Below are 12,918 nucleotides of genomic sequence, written 5' to 3' on the forward strand. Positions count from 1 at the left end.
GCTGCTCGAGATAGTTGGTGCAATGTCCCGGCTTTTGCGCGTCACTTTCTTGGATTTGCCGGATTGCGCAGGCCGAATCGCCTGATATATCGCTCGTTCCCGCTTACCTGCGCTCGTTCGCAGGAGTGAGCCTCAGGAGAAAAGCATGACCGACCAGCCCAAATCCGAGTCCGGCTTCCAGTACAGCCTGTCCAATCTGAAGCCCGTGACCCCTGCCGCCAAAGTCACCCTCACCTTCCCCGACGGCGCCCAGCGCCAATTCGACAAGAGCATCACCGGCCTCGAGATCGTCAAGGGCATCTCGCCGTCGCTGGCCAAGCGCACGGTTGCGATGGCACTCGATGGCGTGGTCGCCGACCTCAACGACCCGATCGAGGATGACGCCAAGATCGAGTTCGTCAATCGCGACGATCCGCGCGCGCTGGAATTGATCCGCCACGACTGCGCACACGTGCTGGCCGAAGCCGTGCAGACGCTGTGGCCGGGCACCCAGGTCACCATCGGTCCCGTGATCGAGAACGGCTTTTACTACGACTTCTTCCGCAACGAGCCGTTCACGCCGGAAGACTTTGCCGCGATCGAGAAGAAGATGCGCGAGATCATCGCGCGCGACAAACCGTTCACGAAAGAGGTCTGGGATCGCGAAAAGACCAAGCAGGTGTTCCGCGACAAGGGCGAGGCCTTCAAGGTCGAGCTGGTCGACGCCATTCCCGGCAACGAGCCGATCAAGATCTACTACCAGGGCGACTGGTTCGATCTCTGCCGCGGCCCGCACATGACCTCGACCGGAAAGGTCGGCAATGCCTTCAAATTGATGAAGGTGGCAGGCGCCTATTGGCGCGGCGACAGCAACAACCCGATGCTGACCCGCATCTACGGCACGGCGTTCGCCAAGCAGGAGGATCTCGATGCCTACCTCAAGCAGATCGAGGAAGCCGAGAAGCGCGACCATCGCAAGCTCGGGCGCGAGCTCGACCTCTTCCATTTCCAGGAGGAAGGTCCGGGCGTCGTGTTCTGGCACCCGAAGGGCTGGACCATCTTCCAGCAGCTGATCGCCTATATGCGCCGGCGCCTCTCCGGCGACTACAACGAGGTCAACGCGCCGCAGATCCTCGACAAGGTGCTGTGGGAGACCTCGGGCCATTGGGGCTGGTATCGCGAGAACATGTTCGCGGCGCAATCGGCCGGCGACGAGGCCGAGGACAAGCGCTGGTTTGCGCTGAAGCCGATGAACTGCCCGGGTCACGTGCAGATCTTCAAGCATGGCTTGAAGAGCTACCGCGACCTGCCCTTGCGGCTTGCCGAGTTCGGCGTGGTGCATCGCTATGAACCGTCCGGCGCCATGCACGGCCTGATGCGCGTGCGCGGCTTCACCCAGGACGACGCGCACATCTTCTGCACCGAGGACCAGCTCGCCGAGGAGTGCCTGAAGATCAACGATCTGATCCTGTCGACCTATGCGGACTTCGGCTTCACGGGAGACCTCACGGTGAAGCTCTCGACCCGGCCGGAGAAACGCGTCGGCACCGATGCGATGTGGGATCACGCCGAGCGCGTGATGGCCACCGTGCTCCGCGAGATCCAGTCGCAGAACAATCACATCAAGACCGAGATCAATCCCGGCGAAGGCGCCTTCTACGGGCCGAAGTTCGAATACGTGCTGCGCGATGCCATCGGGCGCGACTGGCAGTGCGGCACCACGCAGGTCGACTTCAACCTGCCGGAGCGGTTCGGCGCGTTCTACATCGACCATGACGGCGGCAAGAAGCCGCCCGTGATGGTGCACCGCGCGATCTGCGGCTCGATGGAGCGCTATATCGGCATCCTGATCGAGCACTATGCCGGCAACTTCCCGCTCTGGCTCTCGCCGGTGCAAGCGGTGGTCACGACCATCACTTCCGAAGGCGACGAATATGCTAAGGTCGTGCTGGAGCAGGCGCGGCGCGCCGGGCTTCGGGTCGAGATCGACCTGCGCAACGAGAAGATCAACTACAAGGTCCGCGAGCACTCGCTGGCCAAGATCCCGGCGCTGCTCGTGGTTGGCAAGAAGGAAGCCGAGACGCATTCGGTCTCGGTCCGCCGCCTCGGCAGCGACGGACAGAAGGTGATGACGACGCAGGAGGCCATCGCCGCGCTGGTCGAGGAAGCGACCCCGCCGGATGTGCGCCGGATGCGTGGCGGCGTCTGATCCCTGAAATCGATCTAAATTCGCTTCCGGTTGCGGGCGTGCATGCCTATCTCGGCATGGCACGCCCGCTGGCCATTTGAAGAGGATATCGCAGTGCCCGACGCCATCGAACTCCTGAAGACCCGCCGCTCGGTCAAGCCGCGCGAAATGACCGGGCCCGGCCCCTCGCCGGCCGAACTCGAGACGATCCTCACGATCGGCGCACGCGTGCCCGATCATGGCAAGCTCGCGCCCTGGCGCTTCATCATCTTCGAGGGCGATGCCCGCCAGCGTGCCGGCGAGGTGATCGCGAGGGTCTTCGCCCGGAAGAATCCCGGCGCGCCGGCGGCCGACTTCGAGATCGAGCGCAAGCGCCTCACCGACGCACCGTTGGTGATCGGCATCGTCAGCTTCACCAAGCCGCATCCGAAAGTGCCGGCGTTCGAGCAGGAATTGTCGGCAGGCGCCAGCGCCATGAACATCGTCACGGCCGCCACCGCGCTCGGCTACGGCGCCTGCTGGCTGACCGGCTGGTTCGCCTTCGATCGCGACGTGCTTGACGGGCTCGGCCTCAAGCCGGACGAGAAGCTCGCCGGCCTCGTGCATATCGGCACGCCGACCAAACCGAGCGAGGACCGTCCGCGACCGTGCCTTTCGGAAATTGTGACGCGCTTTTAATCGAAGGCTTGTTGACGCCCTAAACGTTGTGCGGCTTTGATCCCGGCGAGGGAGGAAGCTCGGATGCGACGGCGTGAATTTCTTATCGGAGCCGCAATGCTCGCCGGCTCGATGGCGCGAAGCCGTGCTGCCGATATTCCCGCCCCCTCGCCCGACGGGCTCGACCGCATCACGGCGTATTTCGACAATGAGGTGACGAGCGGCCGGCTGCCGGGCGCGGTGATCCTCATCCAGCAGCACGGCAAGCCGGTCTATCTGAGGACCTTCGGCGTGCGCGACACCAGGACCGGCCTCGCCATGACGCCGGACACGATCTTCGCCATCCACTCCATGACCAAGCCGATCACCTGCCTTGGCGCCATGATGCTGATCGACGAGGGCAAGCTTGCGCTCACCGATCCCGTGTCCAAATACGTCCCCCTCTTTGCCAAGACCAGGGTGGGCCTCCAGACCACCGATCCGCACGGCGAGCTGGAACTTGACTTCGTGCCTCCGGTCCGTCCCGTCAACATCGAGGATCTGCTGCGGCAAACCTCGGGCATCAGCTACGACTATATCGGAGCCGAATGGGTCGAGCATGCCTACAAGGCGGCCAACATCTTCGAAGGTCATTTCAACAACAGGGAGTTCGCGGACCGGATCGCCAGGCTGCCGCTGGCACGGCAGCCTGGAACGCTGTGGCGCTACGGCCATTCCACCGACGTGCTCGGCAGCATCATCGAGATCGTCTCGGGCCAGACGCTGTATCAATTCCTGAAACAGCGCATCTTCGACCCGCTCGGCATGAACAGCACCAAATTCGTGCTCGCGACCGAGGACGAGCTAGCGCGGATGGCGCGGCCGCTGCCGAACGACTTCATCCTGCTTGCCGGTGAACGCGAGCGCCTCGCCCATCCCGAATGGCAATCCGGCGGCGGCGGCCTGCTCTCGACCATCACCGACTATCAACGCTTCTCGCAGATGCTGCTCAACGGCGGCGAGTTCGCGGGCAAGCGCTACCTCAGCCCGGCCGCGTTCGAGGCCATGACGACCGATCACATCGGACCGGGCTCCGGCGTCGCACGCGACTATTTCTATTTCCCGGGCGACGGCTTCGGCTATGGCTACGGCCTTGCGGTGCGGACCGATCCCGGCAACGCGAAACCGCCGCCGCCGGGCTCGCTCGGCGAACTGAAATGGGACTCGGGCAGCGGCACCTATTTCGGCGTCGATCCCAAGCTCGACATGGTCTACCTCATGATGCAACAGACCCAGAACGAGCGCAGCCGCATCACACCGGCGTTCAAGGCGCTGGTTTACGACTGCTACCCGCCCGCACTACGCCGCCCGTGAAGTGCGCTCACCGAAATCGGCAAGGAGCTTTCCGATCTCGGCCGCGGGCCGCGCGGCACTGAACAGGAATCCCTGCACCTCGTTGCATCCTTCGGCGCGCAGCCAGTCGAGCTGATCTTCAGTCTCCACGCCCTCCGCGGTCGTGGTGATGTTGAGGCTGCGGCCGAGCCCGGAGATCGCGCGCACGATCGCGCCGCAGTCGGGCCGCTGCGCCATATCCTTGACGAAGGAGCGGTCGATCTTGATCTTGTCGAATGGAAAGCTGCGGAGATAGCTCAGGCTGGAATAGCCGGTTCCGAAATCGTCCATCGAAATGCCGACGCCGAGCTCGCGCAACTGATGCAGGGTCGCGAGATTGGCATCGGTCTCGGCCAGAAAGATCGACTCGGTGATTTCGAGCTCGAGCCGCTTCGGCGACAGGCCGGACTGCGCCAAGGCCGAAATCACCACCTGAACCAGGTTGCGGCTGCGGAATTGCGCCGGCGACAGATTGACCGCGACCTTGACGTCGGCAGGCCATTTGACGGCCTCGGCGCAGGCCTCGCGCAATACCCACTCGCCGAGCTGGATGATGAGGCCGATGTCCTCGGCAACAGGGATGAACTCCGCCGGCGAGATCATGCCTTTGTCGGGGTGATGCCAGCGCAATAGCGACTCGAAGCCGGAGATGCGGTCGGAGGCGATCGACACCAGCGGCTGATAGTGCAGCTCGAACTCGCCATTGGCGAACGCACGACGCAGGTCGAGCTCCATGTCACGGCGCCTCTGCGCCTGGAGGTCCATCTCGCGCTCGAAGAAGCGGTGCACGCCACCGCCATCGGACTTCGCCCGGTACAACGCCATGTCGGTATTGCGCATCAACTCTTCCGGCGTCGTGCCGTCGCCCGGCGACAGCGCGATGCCGATGCTCGCGCCGATCACCATCTCCTGCCCCTCGAGATCATAAGGTGCCTTCACCATATCGATCAGCAAGGACGCGCAGGCGCTGGCCTCGTTCGGCGAGACGTCGGCGGCCAAAATGACGGCGAACTCGTCACCGCCGAGCCGCGCCGCGAGATTGGCGCCGCGGACCGCGGTGGTCAGGCGCTCGGCGACCTGCTTCAGCAGGCGATCGCCCACCGGATGACCGAAGGAATCGTTGATATTCTTGAACAGGTCGAGATCCATGTAGAGCACGCCGACCCGTTTTCCATCGGCCTGGCCCAGCGCCTGCTTCAGGCGCTCCTGGAAGAACTCGCGGTTCGGCAGGTCGGTGAGCCCGTCATGGTGCGCCATATGGGCGATGCGGGCCTCGGCCTTGCGCCGCTCGGTGATGTCGACCACCGCCACCAGATAGCCGTCGCGATCGTCGAAGGCGACGCGGCGGCCGAAGGTGAGCACCTCGATCTCGCTGCCGTCGGCGCGCAGATGCCGCCAGTTGCGCGAGGAGTGATAGGCGTCGCCGAGGCGCTCCAGCGCCTCGGCGTGGCTGTCCCACTCGTCCTCCGGCCAGATCTCGTGCAGCTTCATGCGCAGGAAGGTGGCGCGGCTGTAGCCGTAATGCTGGACCGCGGCGTCGTTGACGCTGAGGAACGCCTTGGTCTGCGCGTCGAACACCCACATCGGCATCGGGTTGTTGTCGAACAGCAGGCGGAACGAGGCGTCGCGCCGCTTCAGCGCGGTGACATCGGAGATCGTCAGCGAAACCACGTCGGCGAAGGCGGTGGCGCTGAGCCTGAGGTAGCGTCCCTCGTTCTCGATCTCGAGCTGCTCGCCGCGGCCGCTCAGAACGGCCTTGAACAGGAATTCCATCACCTCGGGCAAGGCCAGCAGCGTGCCGCCCTCGCCGATCCGTCGCCACAACAGGCTTCCGCTCGCAACCTTCAGCAGTGCGCCCGCGCTCTTGTTGTGATGCACGACCTGAAGATCGAACGGCTTGCCGCCCGCATCGCGCAGCATCACGAGGGAGACCACCGCATCGTCGGTCGAGGAAAAGATCGCGTCGAGGAGATTGTATTGCGCGCCTCGCTCGTTGACATAGGCGCCAACCAGCGTCGCGCCCCAGCGCGAGGACGTCGGCAGCGCCAGCACGTCGTAGGTCCTGACCATGCCGTTGCGCACGCAATGCGCTCTTCCCCGGTGCGGCCGTTCGGTCGCAAGCGCGCTCGCCGCGGCTTCCGACAGCGCCGTGGCACAATCGGGCGACAGCTCGGCGACGGGAATGTCCCAGGCTTCCTCGCCGAGCCATTTCTGCACGTAGCGTCCGCTGCGCGACAGTTCGAGCGCGCCGTCGTTCTTCAGCAGCGCGATGTGGTCGGCGAGCCGTCCGAGGCTGCCGAGCATCACGTCCTCATAGCGCGGCAGCCGCTCGCCTGGCTTCAATGCCGCATGCCATTTGCGCTGAAGCACCGGGATGTCGTCAAACATTTCGGTGGCCGGTTTTCCCGACCCCCTCTTCGCGGCACTCATGGCAGTCCCCAACGCACTTTGCCGGCGCATCCAATGCAGACGCGCTTAACGACGTGTAAAAAGCGCGCAGGCGCGGGTTCCATTCGGCGATTATGACAGTTTTAAGTCAGGCGTTGGTTAGTGGGCGTTAGAGACTATGACAGTTGTGCAAAGGCGATGCTTTCGTGTGGCGCAACGCCGCAACGCGCTGTTGCATGGGCCCCGGCTCTGCAGCGCACCGCTGAACCGGACGATGCTTCGCATCGCCGGGGAAGCGCTGCGCTGCGTCCGGGGCACGAGATGTGATGTTGGGATGCACCGTCTCAGCGCCGTCATTGCGACGCAGCGAAGCAATCCAGACTGCCGCTGCAGAAAGACTCTGGATTGCCTTGCTGCGCTCGCAATGACGGAATGCGGACAGCCATCGCCATTCCAATTCGTATCTCGCCCGCAGACACGCCTTCACGTTCCCGCGGCTCATCTCGCCCGAGCTTTGCTTGGATGTCTCACCCCCTCATGAAAGAGGGCGCAGGGAAGGCTGGGAGCCGGTTGGCTCCCGTGGACCGCCATGCCGGACGCAAACTGCGTGCGCTTCGATGCACAGCGGGTAACAGGGCAACCGGAGACATCCCGGCCTTCCCTGCGCAGTGGTTTTACGGCTTATGTCGTGATCTCCCCGGGGAGCGATGCACTATTGCCCCCGTCGCCTTGCGGATGACTGACGGTGCGAACCCGATCGGGCCGCAACGTCACCGCAAGACTTGGCGCACAGACCCCGGGCGCCAAGACCACACGATTTTGCCGTACGCTGATGGCACCGGTCGTATGCGCGACGACCTTGCTCACGGTCTCCCGCCCTGCAAGCCCGTTCGCGCCAACGCCATCTGCGTCCACCGCCGCCCGGCCCGCGTTCGTGACGATCGCGATACGCCCCTCTTCCATGGGCCGGGTTGAAGCGACACATACGCCGTTTCCGAATTTCGGTAAAGCGGAATATTTTCGGCGAGGCGTCTTGACCGACGGTTTGGGTGTTTTGCCCGACGGGCAACGCAAGGTCTTGTAGCCCTGGAGTTGGCTCCATCCGGGCTGCTACGGGTGCGTGCCTGCCAACCGCTCGATCACCACATCCAGCAGCGCGCGCAGGCGAGCCAGGCGCTTGAGGTCGCGGTGATAGCCGACGAAAGTATCGCGGCCGGGCGGCGACGTACCGATGTCAAGCGCGACGAGGCGGCGGTCGCGGTCGCCGAGCGGGCGCGGCAGCACCGCCAATCCGCCGCCGCTCGCGCAGAGCTCGGCCTGCGCCTGCCTGTTGTTGCTGCGCGAAGCTACTTCCGCATTGGGCAGTGCGCGTTTCAGCCAGGCCACATCGGGCATGTCGGCGAATTCGACGTTCATGGTCACGACGCGGACGCCACGCCCGTCGCCGGCGCGCGGCGGCTTGCTGCCCTTCTTGCCATAGAGCGCGTAGGGAATGTGCAGCAGCTTCCTGGAAATAATCTCCGGCTCGCTGAACGGCTTGATGCGGAAGACGAGATCGGCTTCGCGGCGCGGCAGGCTGTAGAGGCGCGCATCGGTCAGGAGCTCGACGGTCACCCTCGGATGACGCTTGCCGAAGGCGGCGATCACCGGCGCCAGCATCACCGTCCCGAACCAGTCCGACGACGACAGGCGCAAAAGGCCATCGAGCTGCGTCTCCGCGCCGGAGGCGTGACGCTGAAGGGCGAGCGCTTCCTCCTCGATCCGCTCGGCGTGACGCAGCACGGCGGTGCCCTCGTCCGTGAGGACGAAGCCGTCGGCGGTGCGCTGGAACAGCGTCTGCCCCAACGCCTGTTCGAGCGCGCGAAGCCGCCGGCCCATGGTCGGCTGGGTCTGGCCGATCTTTCGCGCCGCAGCCCCAAGCGTGCCTTCGCGCGCGATCGCAAGGAAGATGCGCAGATCGCTCCAGTCCATCAAACAGTCCTCATGCAATAATGCACGGTGATCGTACATCGTTGTTGCTTTCCATGCAAAAATTCATGGGCATATTGGAGGGCGACAACGGAGCAGAACAATCATGACCAAACGATCGACAATGCGCGCAGCCGTGCTGGAGGCGCACAACGCGCCGCTGCGGCTCTCGATCATCTCCACGCCCGAAATCGGCCCGCGCGAGGTGCTGGTCCGGGTGCGCGCGAGCGGGGTCAATCCGCTCGACACCAAGATCCACGCCGGCGCGGCGCCGCATGCGCGGCATCCGCTGCCTGCGATCCCCGGGATCGATCTCAGAGCTGGCCCCGCAAATTCGGACAGTAGCTTGAGTGGATTTTCTGCCTGACAGCGGCGAGGATTCTTGCTGCGAATCAGGAGCGAAGATGACGAAGAAGAGCCGCCGGACGCATTCTCCGGCATTCAAGGCGAAGGTTGCTTTGGCTGCGGTCAAAGGCGACAAGACACTGGCGGAGCTGGCGCAACTGTTTGATGTTCATCCGAACCAGATCACGATCTGGAAAAACCAGCTCCTGGAAGGCGCCGCCGGCGTGTTTGGGCATGACAAGACATCGGCCGAGACGCCGGTCGATTTGAAGGCGTTACATGCCAAGATCGGCGAGCTGGCGTTGGAAAACGATTTTTTGTCCGGCGCGCTCACCAAGGCGGGCCTGCTGAGCGCAAAGCGATGATCGACCGCGATCATGATCTTTCTATCGTGCGCCAGGCGAAGGTCCTGAAGCTGGCTCGCAGCACGGTCTACTATGAACCTCGGCCAGTTTCGGCCGAGGACCTTGCCTTGATGCGTCGGCTCGATGAGCTGCATCTCGATTATCCCTTCGCGGGAGCGCGTATGCTGCGATCGTTGCTGCGGCGGGAGGGCGTATACGCCGGTCGCCGCCACATCGCGACGCTGATGAAGCGCATGGGGATCGAGGCGGTCTATCGTCGCCCGAACACGAGCAAGCCGGCTCCGGGTCACAAGATCTACCCGTACCTGTTGCGCGGATTGAAGATCGAGCGGCCCGACCATGCGTGGGCAATGGACATCACCTACATTCCGATGCGGCGTGGCTTCGTCTATCTCGCGGCGGTCGTCGATGTGTTCAGCCGACGGGTCCTGGCCCATCGCGTCTCGATCACAATGGAGGCGGCCTTCTGCGTCGAAGCGGTCCAGGAGGCGTTGGCGAAGCACGGCAGGCCCGAGATTTTCAACACGGATCAGGGCAGCCAGTTCACCAGCCTCGAGTTCACCGATGTGCTGCTGGACGCGAAGATCGCCATCAGCATGGACGGCAAGGGCGCCTGGCGCGACAACGTGTTTGTCGAGCGGCTCTGGCGCACGGTCAAATACGAAGAAGTATATCTCCGCGCCTACGACAGCGTGTCCGAGGCGCGAGCGTCAATTGCCAAGTATCTGGCCTTCTACAATCAGGGACGCCCTCACTCGAGCCTTGACGGGCGCACGCCCGACGAGGCTTACTTCGGCACGCAAGCTATGGTGATGGCCGCATGACCGTCGCCGACGGTTTTGTCGTCGCTCTGGTCGGGCTACGCCCTCCCGACGCAACGACAAAACCGTAAAGCCCCGCGTTCAGCATAACCCGGCAGGAATCCACTTAAATCCAGCGGGGCGCTGTCCAAACAACCGGGGCCAGCTCTCTCGCCGGCGTGGTCGAGCAGGTTGGGCACGAGGTGAGGCGGTTCAAGCCGGGCGATGAAGTATATGGCATGACCGGTGGCGTCGGCGGCGTGCAGGGATCGCTGGCCGAATTCGCCGCAGTCGATGCCGACCTGCTGGCGTCGAAGCCCGCCAATCTCGCCATGCGGGAAGCGGCAGCCCTGCCCCTGATCTTCATCACGGCCTGGGAAGGCCTGATCGACCGCGCCTCGCTAGGGGCCGGCCAGAAGGTGTTGGTCCATGGCGGCGCCGGCGGCGTCGGCCATGTCGCAATCCAGATCGCGTGCGCCTTCGGAGCGAACGTGTTCGCAACCGGCTCGGCGGCGCAGCGCGCCACGATCGAAGGTTTTGGCGCGATGTTCATCGACCGCAACGCGCCTGTCGAAACCTATGTTGCGCAGCATACCGGCGGCCGCGGCTTCGACGTCGTCTACGACACCGTCGGCGGCAAGGTGCTCGACGCCTCCTTTGAAGCGGTGCGCCGCTTCGGCCATGTGGTGAGTGCGCTCGGCTGGGGGACGCACGCGCTTGCGCCGCTGTCGTTCCGCGCCGCAACCTATTCCGGCGTGTTCACGCTGCTGCCGCTGCTGTCGGGCGAAGGGCGCGCGCATCATGGGGAGATCATGATGGAGGCGACGCGCCTGGTGGAGGCGGGCAAGTTGGTGCCGCTGCTCGATCCCAGGAATTTTACGCTGGAGAATGTCGGCGACGCCTATGCGCTGATCCGCGATCACGCAGCGAAGGGCAAGCTGGTCGTCGACGTCTAGGCGGGCCTGTCGCCCGTTGGCGCCGCTAGTCCTCGCTGGACGCGGCGGAGCGGTTGCGCAGATAGGCCTGCGACAACAGAAAGAACAACGCGCGCTCGCCTTGATATTTGGCAGACGGCCGGGTGCGCTCGAAGCCATCGGCAAATATCTTGCCGGACTGGTCGCACACCTGCCACCGCCAGCCAAACCGCTTGCGCCTGGTAAGGATCACTTCGAACATGCCGACGGGCTTGGTCCCTGCTCCTTGCCGGTCTCGCAGACGCACAGGCCTGCTCCGGCTACCCCCATTAGATGGATTCCCGACATATAACCCAGCGCGGTGGAAAGAGAATAAAATAGATGATCGGAAATTCGTATCGTGCGCCAGAGTGTGACGAAGCCGCGAGGTGCGGGAATAAGCCCTGGTCAGCGGTGTTACCTCCGCCCCCAAGAGGCCATTTGGTCAAACACGGGGGTGCGGCGGCGAAGAGCGGTTGCTCCCGGCACCCGGGACCGATCTAGCGGTAACAAGAGATGCACGTCCGTGCGCTGGATGAGAACGATCGTGCGGTGCATCAAGTCAGGCTGCGCGCAGCGCCGCCTGGGTTCTAAAGCGCGATGCGATCAGTGGGAAAACCGCTACGCACTTTTCCGGATCATGCGTCAGCGCGCGACGACTTCGACTTCGCCGTCGACACCGTTGACGACGTTGAAACCGCGCTCGTAGACCTTGCCCTCGTTCTTGGCGATGGCGCGGTATTCGCCTTCGGAGAGCACGACGCGCGGGAAGGCGCCGATCGATTCCTTGATGACGTCGCCGCCGGGGGTCAGCACCGACCAGGCGGTGTTGGCGAGCGCCTCGCCGCCCCTGTCGCTGACCAGCTTGAGGGTGATGACGGCGGCGCGGTGGGTGATGGTGACGTCGGTGAGCTTGCCGGCCTGGACGCGGATGTCCGAGCGCACCACCGAATTGGCGTCGCCGTAGTTGGAGACGATGTAATAGGTGCCCTCCGGAATCAGCACGACGTCACCGGCTGCGACGTTCGGCACCAGCGATGCGCGCTCGCCGGATTCGAACTGGCTGCCCTTGTAGATCGCGAACGAGATCTGGTTCTGCGGAATGCGGCTGGTGCCGACGCGGCCCTCGATGCGCAGGCCGCCCGCCGGCAGCACGAAGGATTCGCGGTCCGTCTCCGCCTTCAGGGCGACGGTGCGCACCGCGCTGACGAGGCCGAAGGCAACATGTACGACGTAATTGCCGGGCGGCAGCACGATGTCTGGCGTGGCGTTGCGGTCCTCGCGGATCAGCTTGTAGGTGCCGTTCTCGTCGGGACGGTCGGCGAACACGCGCCAGACCAGGCCGCTGGTGATGGGCGGAGTGTCCTTGCCGTATTTCGCCGTCAGTGACAGCACGCCCTGCCCCGGCACGGCCGCGTTCAGCGGGGCGGCCGGCGGCACGGTCGTGACCGCGGGCGGCGGCATGCTGGGCGTCGCGGGCTGCATCAGCGTCGGCGGCAGGCTTGGGGGTCCCGCGCCAAGGCCGGAGGGCGGCGCCAGGCTGACGGCGCCGCCGGGGTCGGGCACCGATGCCGGCGGCACCGGCGGCGGGCGATCGGAGAAAAGCTGCGCCTGCGCAGCAGTTTGGCCTGAGGTAACGAGGCACGCAGCAAGGATCAGCGCCGGCAGCAGCCTGCCGCTGCGCCGCCATCCGATGATGCCGTCACCCCCGCGTGTCATACCCCCTGCTTTTCACTGAAAACGCGGCAAATTCAAGCCTCTGAAACCCCAGGAAATACGGCCTCGCGCGCGATCGCTGGAACCCGATTGACGCTTACGTGATTACCCCGGAGCCAGCCATCCCTCGCCATACTCCTGCCCCGTACCCTTCGCAAAGCGGCATAAACCATGCTTCACCCCTGATA

General features: G+C 64.4%; 9 protein-coding genes and 1 pseudogene. 6 read left to right on the plus strand and 4 right to left on the minus strand.

From position 1 onward, the window contains the following. Window positions 1–145: 145 nt before the first annotated feature. The 3 genes from thrS to ABIF91_RS41170 all read left to right on the plus strand — a co-directional run bounded on the left by thrS (window position 146) and on the right by ABIF91_RS41170 (window position 4,177). Window positions 146–2,188: a threonine--tRNA ligase gene (gene thrS / locus ABIF91_RS41160; protein WP_028180471.1), complete on the plus strand. Its 2,043-nt coding sequence runs from the start codon at window positions 146–148 to the stop codon at window positions 2,186–2,188. Between the two features lie 93 nt (window positions 2,189–2,281). Beyond that, window positions 2,282–2,845 (plus strand): nitroreductase family protein, encoded by a 564-nt coding sequence (locus tag ABIF91_RS41165; protein ID WP_028180470.1) that lies wholly within the window; start codon window positions 2,282–2,284, stop codon window positions 2,843–2,845. Window positions 2,846–2,908: 63 nt separating this feature from the next. Then, a complete protein-coding gene (locus tag ABIF91_RS41170; RefSeq protein ID WP_028180469.1) occupies window positions 2,909–4,177 on the plus strand; it encodes a serine hydrolase domain-containing protein in 1,269 nt (422 codons plus the stop codon). On the opposite strand, the gene ABIF91_RS41175 is transcribed toward ABIF91_RS41170, so the two are convergent. Further along, window positions 4,163–6,625 (minus strand): putative bifunctional diguanylate cyclase/phosphodiesterase, encoded by a 2,463-nt coding sequence (locus ABIF91_RS41175; protein WP_424579768.1) that lies wholly within the window; start codon window positions 6,623–6,625, stop codon window positions 4,163–4,165. The two genes, ABIF91_RS41170 and ABIF91_RS41175, sit on opposite strands and share 15 nt — an antisense overlap. A 1,068-nt stretch (window positions 6,626–7,693) precedes the next feature. Next, window positions 7,694–8,554: a LysR family transcriptional regulator gene (locus ABIF91_RS41180; RefSeq protein ID WP_035681351.1), complete on the minus strand. Its 861-nt coding sequence runs from the start codon at window positions 8,552–8,554 to the stop codon at window positions 7,694–7,696. A gap of 103 nt (window positions 8,555–8,657) precedes the next feature. Here ABIF91_RS41180 and ABIF91_RS41185 point away from each other — a divergent pair, with 103 nt between their 5' ends. The 3 genes and pseudogenes from ABIF91_RS41185 to ABIF91_RS41195 form a co-directional block, all read left to right on the plus strand. Continuing rightward, window positions 8,658–8,918, plus strand: a complete 261-nt coding sequence (locus ABIF91_RS41185) for an alcohol dehydrogenase catalytic domain-containing protein (RefSeq protein WP_424579769.1) — start codon at window positions 8,658–8,660, stop codon at window positions 8,916–8,918. A 37-nt stretch (window positions 8,919–8,955) separates the two neighbouring features. Next, window positions 8,956–10,085 (plus strand): IS3-like element ISRj2 family transposase gene (locus ABIF91_RS41190; RefSeq protein ID WP_129557670.1). Its coding sequence is split into 2 segments (ribosomal slippage): window positions 8,956–9,208 and window positions 9,208–10,085, totalling 1,131 coding nucleotides; the frame shifts between segments, so codons are not numbered across the junction. Window positions 10,086–10,231: 146 nt separating this feature from the next. Further along, window positions 10,232–11,017, plus strand: a pseudogene (locus ABIF91_RS41195) (zinc-binding dehydrogenase); the annotation flags it as partial. A gap of 25 nt (window positions 11,018–11,042) precedes the next feature. Here ABIF91_RS41195 and ABIF91_RS41200 read toward each other — a convergent pair. After that, window positions 11,043–11,237, minus strand: a complete 195-nt coding sequence (locus ABIF91_RS41200) for a hypothetical protein (RefSeq protein WP_025037121.1) — start codon at window positions 11,235–11,237, stop codon at window positions 11,043–11,045. Window positions 11,238–11,659: 422 nt separating this feature from the next. Continuing rightward, window positions 11,660–12,733: a hypothetical protein gene (locus ABIF91_RS41205; protein WP_028181145.1), complete on the minus strand. Its 1,074-nt coding sequence runs from the start codon at window positions 12,731–12,733 to the stop codon at window positions 11,660–11,662. Between the last annotated feature and the right edge of the window lie 185 nt (window positions 12,734–12,918).

The organism is Bradyrhizobium sp. USDA 241, from assembly GCF_049739505.1.
GTDB classification, from domain to species: Bacteria; Pseudomonadota; Alphaproteobacteria; order Rhizobiales; family Xanthobacteraceae; genus Bradyrhizobium; species Bradyrhizobium liaoningense.

Excerpts from the sequence above, each read along its gene's own strand:
- thrS (WP_028180471.1), top strand. The coding sequence starts at position 146 with ATGACCGACCAGCCCAAATCCGAGTCCGGCTTCCAGTACAGCCTGTCC.
- ABIF91_RS41180 (WP_035681351.1), bottom strand. The coding sequence starts at position 8,554 with ATGGACTGGAGCGATCTGCGCATCTTCCTTGCGATCGCGCGCGAAGGC.
- ABIF91_RS41170 (WP_028180469.1), top strand. The coding sequence starts at position 2,909 with ATGCGACGGCGTGAATTTCTTATCGGAGCCGCAATGCTCGCCGGCTCG.
- ABIF91_RS41175 (WP_424579768.1), bottom strand. The coding sequence starts at position 6,625 with ATGAGTGCCGCGAAGAGGGGGTCGGGAAAACCGGCCACCGAAATGTTT.
- ABIF91_RS41185 (WP_424579769.1), top strand. The coding sequence starts at position 8,658 with ATGACCAAACGATCGACAATGCGCGCAGCCGTGCTGGAGGCGCACAAC.
- ABIF91_RS41205 (WP_028181145.1), bottom strand. The coding sequence starts at position 12,733 with ATGACACGCGGGGGTGACGGCATCATCGGATGGCGGCGCAGCGGCAGG.
- ABIF91_RS41200 (WP_025037121.1), bottom strand. The coding sequence starts at position 11,237 with ATGTTCGAAGTGATCCTTACCAGGCGCAAGCGGTTTGGCTGGCGGTGG.